Raw genomic sequence first — 16955 nt, 5'->3', positions numbered from 1 at the left:
CAAAGCCTTGGCAGATTCGCCACGCGCGTTCCTAAAAGCAATGTCAACGCTCCCGTCCGCCGGTCCGGCGCGGTAAAATGATGAGATGACTTCCCCGACCTTTACCCACCTGCGCGTACACTCCGAATACTCGATCGTCGACGGCCTGGTCCGCATCGACGACCTGGTGGCGGCTACCGTCAAGGACCAGCAGCCGGCCGTGGCCGTGACCGACCTGGCCAACGCGTTTGCCCTGGTCCGCTTCTACAAGGCTGCGCGCGGCAAGGGCGTCAAGCCCATCGTCGGGGTCGACGCCTGGATCACCAACGACGAGAACCGCGACAAGCCGTTCCGCTTGTTGATTCTTTGCAAGAACAAGACCGGCTACCTGCAGCTGTGCGAACTGCTGTCCAAGGCCTGGCTCACCAACCAGTACAAGGGCAGGGCCGAGATCCGCGTCGAGTGGCTGGAAGCGCTGGCGACCAGCGTCTCCACGCTGGAGCCGGACGTGCCGCAGTCGAACGCCCTGATCGTCCTGTCGGGCGCCCAGTTCGGCGACATCGGCCAGGCCATCGACAACGGCGATATCGCCAAGGCCGAGGCCTGCGCCGCCCGCTGGGCCGGCATCTTCCCCGGCCATTTCTACATCGAGATCCAGCGCGCCGGCCAGCCCAACCAGGAGCAGCAGGTGCGCCATTCGGTGGCGCTGGCCGGCCGCCTCGGGCTGCCGGTGGTGGCGACCCATCCGGTGCAGTTCATCAGCAAGGACGAATTCATCGCCCACGAAGCGCGCGTCTGTATCGCCGAGGGCGAGATGCTGGCCAACGCCAAGCGCGTGCGCCGCTTCAACGAGAACATGTGCTTCAAGTCCCAGGACGAGATGGCCGAGCTGTTCAGGGACCTGCCGGGCGCGCTCGCCAACTCCGTCGAAATCGCCAAGCGCTGCAACGTGACCCTCACGCTGGGCAAGCCGCAGCTGCCGAACTTCCCGACCCCGGGCATGACCATCGACGAATTCCTGGTCGCCGAAACGAAGAAGGGCCTGGAAGAGCGCCTGATCCAGCTGTTCCCCGATCCGGCGCAGCGCGAGAAGGAGCGTCCGCGCTACGAGGCGCGCCTGGAGTTCGAGAACAACACCATCATCAAGATGAAGTTCCCGGGCTACTTCCTGATCGTGGCGGAGTTCATCCAGTGGGGCAAGAACAACGGCGTGCCGATCGGCCCGGGCCGCGGCTCGGGCGCGGGCTCGCTGGTCGCCTACGCCCTCAAGATCACCGACCTCGATCCGCTGAAATACAACCTGCTGTTCGAGCGCTTCCTGAACCCGGAACGCGTCTCGATGCCCGACTTCGACATCGACTTCTGCCAGGAAAAGCGCGAACTGGTGATCCAGCACGTGAAGGACCTGTACGGCCGCGACGCGGTGTCGCAGATCGCCACCTTCGGCACCATGGCGGCGAAAGGCGCGATCCGCGACGTCGGCCGCGTGCTCGATTTCGGCTACAACTTCTGCGACGGCATCTCGAAGCTCATCCCCTTCAAGCCTGGCAAGCCGGTCTCGATTGCGGAAGCGATCGAAGAGGAGCCGATGCTCAAGGAGCGGCTCGAGAACGAGGAAGAGGTCAAGCAGCTGCTCGACCTCGCCCAGCAGGTCGAGGGCATCACCCGTAACATCGGCATGCACGCCGGCGGCGTGCTGATCGCCCCCGGCAAGCTGACCGACTTCTGCCCGCTGTACACCCAGGGCGGCGACGCCGGCGTGGTCTCGCAGTACGACAAGGACGACGTGGAGGCGGCCGGCCTGGTGAAGTTCGACTTCCTGGGCCTGACCACGCTGACCATCCTCGACCGCGCCGTCAACTACATCCGCGCGCTCGATCCGCAGGATGCCGGGTTCAACCTGGAGTCGCTGCCGCTGACCGACCGGCCCTCGTACAAGCTGCTGACCGAGGCGAAGACCGTCGCCGTGTTCCAGCTTGAATCGCGCGGCATGCAGGGCATGCTGAAGGATGCGCGTCCCGACCGCTTCGAGGACATCATCGCGCTGGTGGCGCTGTACCGTCCGGGCCCGATGGACCTGATCCCCGATTTCTGCAAGCGAAAGCACGGCGAGAAGTTCGACTACCCCGACCCGCGCACCGAGTCGATCCTGTCCGAGACCTACGGCATCATGGTCTACCAGGAGCAGGTCATGCAGATGGCGCAGATCGTCGGCGGCTACTCGCTGGGCGGCGCGGACATGCTGCGCCGTGCGATGGGCAAGAAGAAGGCCGAGGAAATGGCGGAGCACCGCGCGATCTTCCGCGCCGGCGCCGCCAAGGACGGCCTGTCGACCGAAAAGGCCGACGAGATCTTCGACCTGATGGAAAAGTTCGCGGGCTACGGCTTCAACAAGTCGCACGCCGCCGCATACGCGCTGCTGTCGTACCACACGGCCTACCTGAAGGTCCACCACACCGCCGCGTTCATGGCAGCTAACATGTCGCTGGCCATGGAAGACACGGACAAGATCAAGATCCTGGTCGAGGACTCGATCGACGTCTGCAAGCTGACCATCCTGCCGCCGGACGTCAACGAATCGCAGTTCCGCTTCACCCCGGAAGGCCCGCCGCGTTCCGTCACCGGCAAGCAGGTGTCGAACATCCGCTATGGCCTGGGCGGCGTGAAGGGCGCCGGCCAGGGCGCGATCGAAGCCATCATCGCGGCGCGCGAGGAGGGCGGCAAGTTCAAGGACCTGTTCGACTTCTGCCTGCGCGTCGACCGCAAGCAGATCAACCGCCGCACCATCGAGTCGCTGATCCGCGCCGGCGCCATGGACTGCTTCGGCGTCGACCGCGCGATCCTGCTGGCCTCGGTCGGCTTCGCGATGGAAGCGGCCGGCCAGGCGGCGGCGGCGGCCAACCAGGTCAGCCTGTTCGGCGGTGACGACTCCGACCTGGTCGCCCCGCCCGAGTATGTGAAGGCCACCCCCTGGACCGACCGCCAGAAGCTGGCCGAGGAAAAGACTGCGCTCGGCTACTACCTGTCGGGCCATATGTTCGATTCCTACCAGCAGGAAGTGCGGCGCTTCGCCAAGACCAAGCTGAAGGACCTCGAGCCTTCGCGCGACCCGCGCATGCTGTGCGGCGTGATCACCGGCGTGCGCACCCAGCTGACCCAGCGCGGCAAGATCCTGATCGTCACGCTCGACGACAAGACCGGCGTGGTCGAAGTCACGATCTACAACGAGCTGCTCGAGGCCAACAAGAACATCTTCCGCGAAGACGAATTCCTGCTGGTGGTCGGCAAGGTGTCGGAAGACCGCTTCAATGGCGGCCTGCGCATCACCGCCGAGAAGGCCTTCGACATCGCCAGCGCGCGCATCCAGTACGGCCACAAGCTGGAAATGGATGTCGAATGCACGGTGAGCCCGGCCAAGCTGGCGGAGATCCTGCAACCCTACCGCCAGGAAGGCGGCCTGCCGGTCAGCCTGCGCGTGGCGCCACAGGGCATTTCCTGCGTGGTGCAGCTGGGCGACGGTTGGCGCGTGGCGCCCTCGGACGAACTGAAATACGCGCTCGAACTGCAGCTGGGCGCGAAAGAAGTAGCGGTCGAGTACTAAATCCGCTGGATTCAGCCCCGCCTGTGGCGGGATTGCCACACCCGCCGGCGGCGCGTGCACACGCCACGCGCCGCGCCGCGCCGCTGCCTGCCTTCTCCCTTCTTCTCCCTCTAGGCAGCCTCACGAAGCGCCGACGTTGAGATCCCTTGAGACTAAAGTTCATCCCGCGCCATTGAGGCGGCGCAAACAGGGGGCATGACCTCTCCCCGTACGATGGTTCGCATCCACACAGCATATCGACAAGCGATCACGTCATATTTTTCCAGGAGGCGAGCATGACGAAATCCAGGGTTTTGGGCGCGGGACTTGCCGCAACGGCTGCAATGATGTTCGGTCAGGGCGCGTTTGCGCAGGAGATCATCCCCCTGCAGATCAGCGAAGACACCAACCTGATCGGCCTCGGCGTGTTCTCGATACCCGACTACTACGGCTCGGACAAGAACAAGGGCGCCGCCGCGCCGCTGCTGCACTATAACTTCGATGCCTGGGGCAATCCGATGTACGTGCAGATCGTCGGCCCCGAGATCCGGCTCAACGTCGTGCCGCGCAAGGACTTCCGCGCCGGCCCGCTGATTCGCTGGCGCCAGCGGCGCGACGACGACGTCGACAACGAGACCGTCAAGCGCATGCGGCCGATCGCCAGCGCCACCGAGATGGGCGCCTTCGTGGCCTACCACATGCCGCTCGACAGCAACCCGCTGCACAAGGTGGTCTTCACCGGCGACATCACCTGGAACACCAACAATGTCTACGACGGCGCCACCGGCAATGTCCGCGCGACCTATTTCCACCCGTTCGCATCGGGCATGTGGGGCAAGCCGCTGCTGGGTTCGGTTGGCTTCGGCCTGTTCTTCGCCAGCGACCATTTCAACGACAAGTACTTCGGCGTGAACGGCAGCGACCTGGCCCTCTACCCGGAGCGTAACGGCGTTCCCTACCGTGCGCAGAGTGGGCTGACCTCGATCAAGATTCCGTTCACGCTGACCTCACAGGTCGACCCGAACTGGCTGGTCACGCTCGGCGGCCGTTATGAGCGCCTGCTGGGCGACGCCAAGGACAGCCCGGTGGTCGAACGGCACGGCAACGAGAACCAGTGGATCATTGGCGTGGCTGCTTCCTATACTTTTTAGCATTGAAACAGTCTGGGTGGGGTTTTGAGGCCGGGGGGCCTCAAAACGAGCCCACCGTGACGTTCCTAGTGTTGTATCGGGAATGTTTTTGTTTTTGAACATCAAAATTTCCCGTTCTTCTTAATTTCCTGCCATTGAGTTTCATCAGGCGCCGAGCGATAAATGTTGGTCTGCAGAAATTCCAATCGCCTACGCCAACATCATGAAGCTCACCTTTCGCCAAAAGCTTTTCCTTCCTTTGCTGCTGAGCCTGCTTTGCCTGCTCGCCGTGTTCGTCATCGACACCCTGCACAACCGCGAGGTGCGGCTGGAGGAGCGCAAGACCCAGCTCGCCGACGCCGGCCAGATGGCGGCCTCGATCGCCAGGGAATACGGCGCGCTGGCCGCCAGCCATGCGCTGACCGACGATGAGGCAAAGAAGCAGGCGCTGGCCCGCATCAAGGCGCTGCGCTACGGCGAAACCGGCTACCTGGTCGTGTTCGACGGCGAGCAGGTGCTGATGCATCCGATCAAGGCCGAGCTGGTCGGCTCGAAGATCGCCGTCACCCGCGATCCGGAAGGTCGCCAGGTCTACCTGGACGCGATCGCCGCCACGGCCGCCGGCAAGGATGGCGGCGGCTACACCCGATACCTGTGGGCCAAGCCGGGCTCGCAGCAGCCGGTGCCCAAGCTGACCTATACCCTGGCCTACAAACCCTGGGGCTGGAACATCATGACCGGCCTGTACATCGACGACCTCGACCAGGCCTTCTACCGGCAGCTGATCCAGTCGGGCATCTGGCTGGCGGCGATCGGCGCGCTGCTCTCCATCGTGGTCGTGCTCATCATCCGCAAGGTCGAGGCGTCGCTGGGCGGCGACCCGGCCTACGCGGTCGAGGTGGCGCAGCGCATCGCCGCCGGCGACCTCGGCGTCGAGGTCAGCGTGCGCAAGGGCGACGAGGCCAGCCTGATGGCGGCCATGAAGGCGATGCGCGGCGCACTGGCAGGCATCGTCACCGAGGTGCGCAGCGGCACCGACCTGATCGCCACCGCATCGAGCCAGATCGCCAGCGGCAACCTGGACCTGTCGAGCCGCACCGAGGAACAGGCCAGCTCGCTGGAAGAGACGGCCGCGTCGATGGAAGAACTGACCTCCACCGTGAAGCAGAGCGCCGAGAATGCGCGCCAGGCCAGTGCACTGGCCGAATCGGCCGCCGACGTTGCCGGCCGCGGCGGCGAAGTGGTGGCGCGCGTGGTCGACACCATGGAAGCGATCAAGGCTTCCTCCAACAAGATCGTCGACATCATCGGCGTCATCGACGGCATCGCCTTCCAGACCAACATCCTGGCGCTGAACGCGGCCGTCGAAGCGGCGCGGGCGGGCGAGCAGGGCAGGGGCTTCGCGGTGGTGGCGGGCGAGGTGCGCAACCTGGCGCACCGTTCGGCCGCGGCGGCGAAGGAGATCAAGGAACTGATCGGCGACTCGGTGGAGAAGGTCGGCGACGGCGCGCGGCTGGTGCTGGACGCCGGCGCCACCATGCGGGACATCGTCGCCAGCGTGAGCCGCGTGAGCGACATGATCGGCGCGATCAGCAGCGCCACCCACGAACAGGGCTCGGGCATCGAGCATATCAACCAGGCCATCGCCCAGATGGACCAGGTGACCCAGCAGAACGCCGCGCTGGTCGAGGAAGCCGCGGCGGCCTCGGAAGCGATGCAGGAGCAGGCGGCGAAGCTGGCGCAGACGGTGAGCGTGTTCCGGGTAATGGCCTAGCCACGTGACTTGTTCGAAGCATATTGTTCTGATAATATCGCTTCGAAATAGTTGCATTTATTCAACTAAAAAGGTCAGTCCATCGCTGGGCTGGCCTTTTTGCTATTCATTCCCCCGAAAGGAAATGTTGTGTCCACTATCGACTTTCTCCCGCTGTCTTCTCCAGTTATCTCCACGAACAGTAGTGGGAAGTTGATGTTCCAAGTCACGAATACGTCCAGCGAAACGCTGAACCTGTACTGGATCGACCAGTCGGGAAAGCTGGTCTCCTACGGCAGCATCCCGCCGGGCGCGACGCGGATGCAGGATACTTCCAGCACCCATGTTTGGGAACTGGCCAGCGACGATGGCAAGGTGGGCTTCAAGTTCGTCACGAGCGTCCCCGGCGACATCAAGGTGGGCACGGACTTCCAACCGGTTTTCACCAGCTTCGAAGAAAAAATCGTCCAGGCGCCGGATGGGCTGTGGTCCTCAGCCATGGGCTATGGCCTGATCGATGCAGAAGCCTCTCTGGGTATCGCCCATACGAAAGAGCTGCCGATGAACGGCCAGAACAACTACGCGGCGCTGAATGCCATCCATGCGCCTTCCGCATGGGCGGCGGGGATTACCGGGAAGGGCGTCAAGGTGGCCATCGTCGATAGCGGTATCGCCGCGAATCCCGAGATCAGCGGCAGGATCGTGGGTGGCTACGATTTTCAGGACGGTGACAACGATCCTTCGCCCGATAACGGCGCCTATCGCGACCACTCGCTGGGCGTGGCGTCCATCATCGCTGCGAGCCATGACCCGCAATACGGCCGCGACACCATGGGTGTGGCCCCGGATGCCCAACTGCTGAACGTGCGTGTCGGCTCAAGCCAGGGCAGCAGCTCCACGAATATGACGGCCGGCATCCGCTGGGCGGTGGACAATGGGGCCAAGGTCATCTGCATGCCGCTGCAATCGAATTCGCCGCAGATCGACCAGCCCGTACAGGATGCGATTCACTATGCGTTTCAGCACAATGTCGTCACGGTGGTCATTGGCGGTAACTTCAGCAGCTTCACGCCAACCGGCCCCGCGCTGATCGGACAGGCCCTTAAAGGTGAACTCATCGACGTCGGCAATTACGACATCATGAGCGGCAGTCCCTTCCAGTCGTCGAACCAGCCGGGCGCCAATCCCTTCGCGTGGGTGATGGCCAGTTCGACCGGCTGGGTACCGAATTCCGACAGCGGCTATACCTACTGGAACGATGGCGGCACCTCGTTCGCGGGCCCCTATGTGGCCGGGCTCACAGCCCTGCTGTGGCAGCAGAACCCGAATGCGACCGCCGCCGAGATCATCCGGAAAATCACCGCCGGTGCGGAGCTCGGCAACAGCAAGGCGCTCGGCGAGTTTCAGGCAGGCCACGCCGGCACGGCGTTGGCCGACACCGTCACTGCAGTCGCCGGCACGAGCTACGACCTGGGCAGCGGCGTCGACCTGTTGAATTATGCGGGCGCGAAGTCGGCATTCACGGTTACCCGTAACAGCGACGGTTCCTGGGACGTGGTCAATAAGGCCGATCATTCGGTGAACCATCTGGTCAACGTCGAGCGCCTGCAGTTTGCCGACACGGCGCTTGCAATCGATGTGGGGAAAGGGGAGCTGGCAGGCGAAGTCTATCGCCTGTACCAGGCAGCGCTGGGCCGTACGCCTGACCCGGCCGGGCTGAGCTTCTGGATGAATGCCCTGGACCATGGCACTTCACTCGACCAGATCGCCAGGGATTTCGTGGCATCGGCAGAATTTACGGGCCTGTACGGTGCCAATCCGAGCAATGTTGCGCTCGTGAGCGCCGCATACTCCAACGTTCTGCACCGGCACCCGGATGCCGAGGGCCTGGCTTTCTGGGTCGACGGTATCAACCATGGCCTGAGCGCCGCCGGACTACTGGTCCAGTTCAGCGAAAGCGCCGAAAACCTACAGAACGTGGCCAAGGTCATCGGCCAGGGTTTTGCCTATACGCCGTATTCGTGAGCGTGTTCGCGCAGGCCGATCGTGGCCTGCGTCACCTTCGCTTCCGCCCGCTCCAGCACCACCTTCCGGTTGCTGGACTCCTGGTCCCGCTGCGCCTCCCGGTGCCACAGGTGGAACACCTCGGTGGCGAAGGCCCCGTCCTTGCGCTTCACCCCGGCGTGAAACAGGCGCACGACCAGGTCCGAGTCCTCGTGGCCCCATCCCGTAAAGCTCTCGTCGAAGCCGTTCACGCGCTCCAGGTCGTTGCGCCAGACGGCCAGGTTGCAGCTCTTGATGCGCCGCCAGCTGAAACTGTTGCGCACGCGTCCCAGGTCGGGCCAGCGCAGTCCCAGTTGCAGCGTCTTGTTGAGGTCGCCGCGCAGGCGCCAGGCCATGCGCGTGGCGACGCCGGTGGCGGGAATCGCGATGCCTTGTTCAAGGACGCGGCGCGTCAGGCGCTCGCTCATCAGGATACGGCTGCCCGACACCAGGCAGCCCGGCTCGGACAGCGCCCGGTGGCGGGCGATGAAGTCGCGCTGCGGGATGCTGTCGCCGTCCAGGAAGATGATGTATTCGCCGTGCGCGGCCAGGGTGCCGCGGTTGCGCGCCATTGCCGCGCGGAAGCCCTGGTCGGGCTGCCAGACATGGCGCAGGGGCACCGGCGCCCCCTCGGCAAGCCTTTCCACGCAGTCACGCGTGTTGGCAGTCGAGCCATCATCAGCGATAATGATTTCAAAATTCTTGTCGTTCTGCATGAAACATGCCCGCACCACCGCCTCCAGCGCATCCGGCCGGTTGTAGGTGGTGATCACGACCGAGATTGTCTGTGCATGCCGCATAGGGTCCGATGTACACTGCTGTATTCAGGGGCAAGAGTATCCCACAAGAACATCAATGAACAGTAATCTGACGAATACGAGGGATCCGGGACCACTCTGGACCGGATTCCTGGCCTTCCTGTTTCCTTTTCTAAGCCTCGTCACCCTGTTCGGCGTCAGTCTTGGCAGCTTCCTGTTCCTGGTCACGGCTTTGATCTCGTTCAAGCGGTGCCGTGACGCGCTGGTGCGCCACTGGCCGCAGGTACGCTGGGTCGTGCTAGCCTTTCTGCTGCATTTCCTGTTCGTGCTGGGCTGCGCCCTGCTGCGCGGAGCGAATATGAACACGGTGGAAAAGCCGGCGCGCATGTTCTTTGCGGTAAGTAGCCTGGCCGCGGTGCTGGCCGTGCGCCCGTCGCGGCGCATGCTGTGGTGGGGCGTGATCGGCGGCGCGCTGGCGGCCTTGCCCTTCGTGGCCTGGCAGCGGCTGGTGGAAGGCATCGACCGTCCGGGCGGCCTGATCAATGCGATCACCTACGGCGACCTGGCCCTGCTGCTGGCGCTGCTGGCGGTGACGGCCGCGATCGACATGAAGGACGATGCGCGCCAGGCCGGCCTGGCCGGAATCGGGGCCTTGGCCGGCCTCGGCGCTTCGCTGCTGACCGGCAGCCGCGGCGGCTGGGTGGCCCTGGGCGTGGCGGCGCTGCTGTTCCTGCGCCATGCGCGCGCGCTGGGCGGTCGCCGCGTGCGGGCCCTGCTGGCGGCGGGCGCGGCGGTGGTGCTGGTCGCCTGGTTCGTACCGGCCACCGGCATGCAGGCGCGTTTCGACGAAGGCGTCGGCGACGTGCGCACCTGGGTCGACGGCGGCAACGTCAACACCCGGGTCGGCACCCGGCTCGAGCTGTGGAAGGGCGCTTCCATGCTGATCGCCGAGCACCCGCTGCTGGGACGGGATTTCCAGGCCTGCCGCGCGCGCCTGGCCGAATTTGCGCGTGAAGGCAGGCTCGACCCGGTGGTATTGCCGCTGCCGCACCTGCATAATGATGCATTGCAGTCCCTGGCGACGGGCGGCGTGGTGGGATTTGCGCTGTGGGCGGCGATCCTGGCGACGCCGCTGCTGTTCTTCGCGCGCGAATTGCGCGCCGGGGCGGGCGGGCCGCAGTTCGCGCCTGCGCTGGCCGGCGTATTGGTGGTCACCAGCTATGTGAGCTTCGGCCTGACCGAGGTGATCTTCTGGTCTATGAAAGGCAGCCTTTTTTACGCGCTCATGGTGTTCATGCTCATGGGCTTCTGCCTGAATGCGAAAGATAAAATTGGATAACCGTATCATCATCAAGCGCCTCTGGGCGATCGTCAAACCCTATCGCGGGCGGGCCTTCCTGTCGCTGCTGGCGATGGCGCTGACGGCCGCCACCCAGCCGCTGCTGGGCAAGGCGCTGCAACTGCTGATGGACCTGGGCTTCAGGCAGAAGGTCCCGTTCTCCCTGTGGTGGATCCCGGGCGTGCTGGTGTCGATCTTCGTCCTGCGCGGCATCGGCACCTTCGCCACCGCCTACTACAACAACTGGGTCCTGAGCCGGGTCCTGAACGACCTGCGCGCCCAGGCCTTCGAACGCCTGCTGCGCCTGCCGGTGGCGCGCTTCCAGGAAGAGTCGACCGGCAAGGTGATCAACACCGTGGTCGGCGACGTGCGCCAGGTCGTGGACATGATCCAGTCGGTGTTCATCTCCTTCGTGCGCGACGCCCTGGTGGTGATCGGCCTGGTCGGTTCGCTGCTGTGGCTGAACTGGAAGCTGACCCTGGTCGCGATCGTGGTGGTGCCGCTGACCGCCGTGATCGTGCGCACCACCAGCAAGCGCCTGCGGCACCTGAACCGCGAGAACCAGCGCGTCACCGCCGAGATGACGCAGGTGGTCGAGGAAGCCGCGCGCGGCCACCAGGTGATCCGCGTGTTCGCCGGCGAGCGCTACGAAAACCACCGCTTCTTCCTGCGCAGCGAGGCCCTGCGCGGCTTCTCGCAGCGCATGACGGTGGCCTTCGCCGCCACCACCCCGGTGACCCAGATCGCCACCTCGCTGGCGCTGTCGCTGGTGGTGGTGCTGGCGATCCAGGCCGACATGACGGTCGGCGAATTCACCCAGTTCGTGACCCTGATGCTGATGCTGCTGACGCCGCTGAAGGCGCTGGCCGAAGTGAACGGCCCGATGCAGCGCGGGATCGCCGCCGCCGAGACCGTGTTCGAGATGATCGACGCGCCGGTCGAGCACGATCCGGGCACCCGGGTGCTGGGCCGCGCCCAGGGCCAGGTGCGCTTCGAGAACGTGGTCTTCCGCTACCCGAACGCGCACGCGCCGGCGCTGGACGGCGTCTCGCTCGACGTGAAGCCGGGCCAGACCGTGGCCCTGGTCGGCATGTCGGGCGGCGGCAAGTCGACCTTCGTCAACCTGGTCACCCGCTTCTACGAGCCGGAAGGCGGCCGCATCCTGCTGGACGGCGTGCCTTACCAGGACATCATGCTGCCCAGCCTGCGCGCCCAGATGGCGCTGGTGAGCCAGAACGTGGTGCTGTTCGACGACACGCTGAAGGCCAACATCGCCTACGGCGTCGAGGAAGTCGACTATGCGCGCCTGGCCGCGGCAATCAAGGCCGCCCACCTGGACGACGTGGTGGCGCGCCTGCCGGAAGGCGTCGAGACGAATATCGGCGAGAACGGTTTGCGCCTGTCGGGCGGGCAGCGCCAGCGCGTGGCGATCGCGCGCGCCATCTACAAGGACGCGCCGATCCTGATCCTCGACGAAGCAACGTCGGCGCTGGACAACGAATCGGAGCGCGCCGTGCAGGCCGCGCTCGAGACCCTGATGGCCGGCCGCACCACCTTCGTGGTCGCGCACCGCCTGTCGACCATCGAGCGCGCCGACCTGATCGTCGTGATGGAGCGCGGCCGCATCGTCGAGAAGGGCACGCATGAAGAACTGCTGGCGAAGGGCGGCACGTATGCCAACCTGTACCGCCTGCAGTTCACGACCCCGGTGGAAGCGCTATGAGCGGCCAGGCGCGTACCCTCGTCATTTCGCCGAACTGGATCGGCGACGCCGTGATGGCCCAGCCCCTGCTGCGCCTGCTCAAGCAGGCCCACCCGGAGCGCGCCATCGACGTGCTGGCCCCGCCGCAGGTGGTGCCGGTCTGGAAGCGCATCCAGGAAGCGGACCACATCATGGTGACGCCGTTCCGCCACCGCGCCCTGCAACTGGGCGAGCGCCTGAAGACCGCCAGCCAGCTGCGCCAGCGCGGCTACAGCGATGCCTACGTGCTGCCGAACACCCTGAAATACGCGCTGATCCCGTGGCTGGCGCGGATTCCGCGCCGGGTCGGCTACAAGGGCGAGATGCGCTACGGGATGGTCAACGTGATGCACCACGACGAGACCCCGCCGCGCTCGATGGTGCCGTTCTACGCGGCGCTGGCGCGCGAGCCCGAGCTGCCGCTGCCCGGGCAACTGGCGCGGCCTTCGCTGGTCGTGGCCGGCGAAGAAACCGAAGCCGTGGCCCGGCGCCTCGGCATCGCGCTGGACCGTCCGCTGGTGGCCTTCGCCCCGGGCGCCGAGTTCGGCATCGCCAAGCGCTGGCCGCCGGCCCACTACGGGCAGCTCGCCGAACGCGTGGCCGGGCTCATGCCGGACGTGCAGATTGCGCTGATGGGATCGCCGAACGACCTGGAAACCTGCGAACAGGTCCAGGCCCAGGCAGGCGCGGCGGCCGGCACGATCCGCAACCTGGCCGGCCAGACGTCGCTCGACGACGCCATCGCCCTGCTGGCGCAGGCGCGCGCGGTGGTCTCGAACGACTCCGGCCTGCTGCACATCGCCTCGGCCCTGAACCGCCCGGTGGTGGCGCTGTACGGCTCGACCGACCCGAACTACGCGCCGCCGCTGTCGGAAGTGGCGCGCACGGTCTCGCTGCGCCTGGAATGCTCGCCCTGCCGTCAGCGCGAATGCCCGCTGGGGCATCACGACTGCATGAACAAGATGAGCGTAGATCGGGTGTGGAGCGAGCTGGGGCCGATCCTGGCGCGGGCTTAAGCAAAAACAAACCGGGGTCAGACTCCGATTTTTGGCAATGTCCACCGAGTTATTGCCAAAATCGGGAGTCTGACCCCGGTTTGATGTTGATCAGCCGCGGGCCCGCAAGCTCTCGCACACCCCGCCGGCCAGGCGGCACATCAATTCATACCGCTTCTTCGCTTCCGAACGCTTCTTCGACGGAATCGCCTCCAGGTCCGGCGCCGCGACCGGGGCGCAGTCGAGCTCGTAGTCGCCGCTGGCGTTCTTCGTCGCACCCAGCTCTTCCCACAGCAGGTCGTAGTCGGCCAGCACGCGTCCGTGGCGGATCGCCTTGTAGATCACGCGGTTGCGGTTCGACACCAGGTGCAGGCGCTCGCAGCCGTATTCGTGGCCGAGCTGGCGCACCAGGCTCACCATCAGCTGCTTCGGGCGGATGCCGTGCAGGTCGCGGGTGGCCAGGCGGATCGCCTCGCGCGCATCATCCAGCTTGCCGCCCTGGACGCAGCCGATGCTGAGGGCGGGGCGGCCGTCGCGCGGCGCCACCGTGAAGGCGATCGTGTAGATCGTCTTGCCGTCCTGGTCCAGCTGCAGCACCAGTTCGCCCTCGCGGTCGAACATGTTCACCGTCCGCAGCTGGATCTCGTAGGGCAGGCCGCTCTTGCCCTCGCTGGCCGCCAGCACCACCGGCCCCAGGCTGGCGCGCGCCACCGTCTGGCCGAGGCCACGGCGGAACATGAACTCGTAGTGGGCCTGGATCGCCGCCAGCCTGTCCTCGGGGCGCAGGGCATTGCTGATGTAGGGGCGGTAGACCTTGTACAGGAAGCGTGGACAGTTGCGCACGTATTCCGAAAAGGCCGGATGCGAATTCAGCAGGCGCAGCCAGGCCGGCGTCTGCTGCGGATGAAGCAGGGCGCGCAGGCGGATCTTGATCCGCTCGCGCAGCAACGGCAGGCGCGACAGGTGGGAGGGTACCGCGGAGTCCAGGGTCACTGAAGGAGCGGCGGTGGCGACGAGCCGTTCGGCCCAGCCAAATTCATCTTGATAGAGCTTCATGAGTACACCAAGTTGCACAGAGTAACATCGTGTAACGCAGTGTAACTAAAGAAGTGTAGACGGTAAATAAAATGCTATTGATTAAGGGTAGAAAGACAACAGCCGCGCTTTTCAGGGCGCGGCTGTTGCGATTTCGCTGAAACAAAGCTGCCGGATCAGCTGGCGTAGTGCGCCTCCCCGCCGCCGCTGCGCTGCTCGCCCACTTCACGTTCGCGCAGGTAGCGCGCCAGGGCATCGCCGAAGGACGGCAGGATCAGTCCGCGTTCGCTGGTCAGGGCGCTGTGGAGCGGGCGCGGCGCCGCCATGCCGAGTTCGGCGGCCGGACGTTCCTCGATGCCGGCCGGGTCGATGCCGGCAGCAAGCGCGGCGCGCCGGGCCAGCTCGGCCCAGCTCATGGCCTCGCCGTTGCTCAGGTGCCAGATGCCGGACTCCTTGTCGATCAGCAGGTCGAGGCAGGCATTCACCAGGTCCGGCACATAGGTCGGCGACACCGTCATGTCGCCGGCCGCTGCGAACGGCCGGCCTTCGCTCAGCGCCGCCAGCGCCTGGCTCACGAAGTTGTGCTGGTCCCAGGGGCCGAAGAAGGCGCTGGTGCGCACCACCAGGGCCTGCGGATCGGAATCCAGCACGCGGCGCTCGGCCTCGGCCTTGCTGCGGCCGTAGGCGTTCAGCGGCGATACCCGGTCGGACTCGACGTAGGCGCGGCCCAGGCCGCCGTCGAACACCAGGTCGCTGGAGAAGGTCAGGAAGCGCACCGCGTGGCGGATCGCCGCCAGCGCCAGCACGGTCGGGCCGTGGGCGTTCTCGCGCATGCAGCGCTCGAGCTCCTGCTCGGCGTCGTCGACCCGCACGTAGCCGCTGGCGTTGATGATCGCCCACGGTTTATAACGCAGGATCGCCGCTTCCACCGACGCCGGGTCGGCGATGTCCATCTCCTGGCGGCTCAGCACGTGGCAGCTCAGGTTGCGCCGCTCGCAGATGCGGGCGAAGGCGCGGCCCAGGGTGCCGGTGGCGCCGGTAATCAGGATCGGCTGCGGGAAGGTCGAGCGGAAGGCGCCGCGGTCGTTGATGTCGGCCACCGCGGTGCGGGTCGCGACCGGCTTGGTCCAGAAGCGGCCCGGACGGCGCCACCAGCCCTGGCCCTGCAGCACCGGATGCGACAGCGGCCGGCCGGTCGCCAGTTCGCGCATCAGGTGCGCCACCGCGGTCGGGCGCGGCTGCGGACCGCGCACGTCGTAGGGGCCCGGCTCGTAATAGCCACGGCATTCGGTCACCAGGCAGTTCCAGTCGAAGGAGCCGAGCAGGGCCCAGACCGTGACGGCGCGGATGTCGGCGCCGCTCTCCTGCACCTTGCGGGCGGCGTTCCAGATCTCGACCAGCCAGCGCAGCTGGTCTTCGCGGTTGGCGTCGATATGGGCTTCGGTGACCGCGATCGGCAGGCCGTAGCGGTCCCAGGTTTCCTGCAGCAGCGGGCCGATGCCCGGGGTCGGCGTGGCCAGCACGCGCGGGCACTCCATGTCGGCGTGCGGGATCCCTCGGTACTGGGTGCGATGGCTTTCCGGATAGCGATCCAGGCGATGGTCGAGCCAGCGCTCGCTGGTGATGTAATAGTTGACGCCCATGATGTCGGGCGGGCACGGGTTCTCCTTGAACCAGAGCAGCTCTTCGGCGCTCGCTTCCGACTCGAGCAGGTAATCCCACAGCGGGTGCTGCTCGTCGATCTTGCCGCACAACATATCCCAGCCGAGCCAGCGGCGCTCGTTGAAGAAATTCGTGATCTCGGCCATTTCCGGCGTGCCGTAGGTGCGCGACAGGTCGTCGGTCTGCACCAGCTTGGCAGCGGGGTTGACCTTGCGGATCTCGCGCATCGCCAGCACGGTCGCGCGGCACTGGACGATCAGGGCGCGCACGAACAGCGCTTCGCTGTTGCCGTGCGGGTACCAGACGCCGTTCAGGCCGGAGAAGCGGGCGGTGGTGCAGATCTCGTTGACCGGGGTGTAGTACTCGACCCAGGGGTAGCGCCGGGCGACCGCGCCGGCATACGCCGCCAGCTTTTCCGGGAAGTCTTCGGACACCAGGCTGGTATGGCGCGGGCCGCTGCCGTGGTGGACCAGGCCGACGATGGGCGTGACGCCCAGCTGCTGCAGCACGGGCAGGCGTTCATCCGGCCACGACCAGTCGGCGCTGTCGATGCCGTCGGGAGCCGTGCGCTCCCACAGCACCGGATAGCGGATCGCGCGGATGCCTAGCGAGGCAAAACGTTCCAGGTCCTGCAGGCGTTCTGCATGGCCGTTGCGGTCCATCTGGGAGAAGTAGTTGTCGCGTACGCGGTTGACGGTGCATTCGAGGCCGCCCCAGAGCTGGAGCGGCGAGCTTGCTGGCTGGATATGACTATTCAGATTCATGAGTGCTTCCTGCGTTTTTGATCCAAGGTGGTAGCCTAGTCGGCAGACACAGCTTCTTGTGTGAGTCACCGAACATATAAGCCGTATTTAGGACAAGTCCTACGTAGAGTCAGCGTTGTCCAAGACATTCGCGGAAATTTACGGGGGTCATGCGAAAATGCCGGGAAATAGACGAG

At 65.6% G+C, this 16955-nt stretch carries 10 protein-coding genes; 7 read left to right on the top strand and 3 right to left on the bottom strand.

The annotated features are described in order from the left end of the window. Window positions 1-85 precede the first annotated feature (85 nt). The 4 genes from dnaE to AM586_RS11035 all read left to right on the top strand — a co-directional run bounded on the left by dnaE (window position 86) and on the right by AM586_RS11035 (window position 8467). The gene (gene dnaE, locus AM586_RS11050; RefSeq protein WP_047821876.1) at window positions 86-3580 is read left to right on the top strand and encodes a DNA polymerase III subunit alpha; all 3495 of its coding nucleotides are present in this window, start codon (window positions 86-88) and stop codon (window positions 3578-3580) included. Between the two features lie 275 nt (window positions 3581-3855). Beyond that, window positions 3856-4710 (top strand): MipA/OmpV family protein, encoded by an 855-nt coding sequence (locus AM586_RS11045; RefSeq protein WP_082439751.1) that lies wholly within the window; start codon window positions 3856-3858, stop codon window positions 4708-4710. Window positions 4711-4912: 202 nt separating this feature from the next. Continuing rightward, window positions 4913-6463 (top strand): methyl-accepting chemotaxis protein, encoded by a 1551-nt coding sequence (locus tag AM586_RS11040; RefSeq protein WP_109370459.1) that lies wholly within the window; start codon window positions 4913-4915, stop codon window positions 6461-6463. Window positions 6464-6658: 195 nt separating this feature from the next. Next, window positions 6659-8467 carry a S8 family serine peptidase gene (locus AM586_RS11035; protein ID WP_047821883.1) on the top strand — a complete coding sequence of 603 codons (1809 nt, stop codon included), beginning with the start codon at window positions 6659-6661 and terminating at the stop codon, window positions 8465-8467. On the opposite strand, the gene AM586_RS11030 is transcribed toward AM586_RS11035, so the two are convergent. Next, window positions 8449-9258 carry a glycosyltransferase family 2 protein gene (locus AM586_RS11030; RefSeq protein ID WP_307162655.1) on the bottom strand — a complete coding sequence of 270 codons (810 nt, stop codon included), beginning with the start codon at window positions 9256-9258 and terminating at the stop codon, window positions 8449-8451. The genes AM586_RS11035 and AM586_RS11030 overlap by 19 nt on opposite strands. 82 nt (window positions 9259-9340) lie before the next feature. Here AM586_RS11030 and AM586_RS11025 point away from each other — a divergent pair, with 82 nt between their 5' ends. Genes AM586_RS11025 through waaF form a run of 3 tightly spaced genes read left to right on the top strand, consistent with a single transcriptional unit; the run spans window position 9341 to window position 13339 of the window. Next, on the top strand, window positions 9341-10582 hold the full coding sequence (locus AM586_RS11025) for an O-antigen ligase (protein ID WP_047822111.1): 1242 nt from the start codon (window positions 9341-9343) through the stop codon (window positions 10580-10582). Then, a complete protein-coding gene (gene msbA, locus AM586_RS11020) occupies window positions 10575-12305 on the top strand; it encodes a lipid A export permease/ATP-binding protein MsbA (protein WP_229411028.1) in 1731 nt (576 codons plus the stop codon). The genes AM586_RS11025 and msbA overlap by 8 nt, the downstream gene beginning before the upstream one ends. Beyond that, window positions 12302-13339: a lipopolysaccharide heptosyltransferase II gene (gene waaF / locus AM586_RS11015; protein ID WP_047821890.1), complete on the top strand. Its 1038-nt coding sequence runs from the start codon at window positions 12302-12304 to the stop codon at window positions 13337-13339. Before msbA ends, waaF begins: the two co-directional genes overlap by 4 nt. Before the next feature lie 90 nt (window positions 13340-13429). Here the strand turns inward: waaF and AM586_RS11010 are convergent, their stop codons facing one another. Next, window positions 13430-14374: a VirK/YbjX family protein gene (locus AM586_RS11010; protein ID WP_052233211.1), complete on the bottom strand. Its 945-nt coding sequence runs from the start codon at window positions 14372-14374 to the stop codon at window positions 13430-13432. Window positions 14375-14529: 155 nt separating this feature from the next. After that, window positions 14530-16779: a family 1 glycosylhydrolase gene (locus AM586_RS11005; RefSeq protein WP_047821891.1), complete on the bottom strand. Its 2250-nt coding sequence runs from the start codon at window positions 16777-16779 to the stop codon at window positions 14530-14532. Between the last annotated feature and the right edge of the window lie 176 nt (window positions 16780-16955).

Origin of the sequence: Massilia sp. WG5, from assembly GCF_001412595.2 — a bacterium.
In the GTDB taxonomy this organism is placed as follows: domain Bacteria; phylum Pseudomonadota; class Gammaproteobacteria; order Burkholderiales; family Burkholderiaceae_D; genus Telluria.
This window is presented reverse-complemented; position numbering and strand designations above follow the sequence as displayed.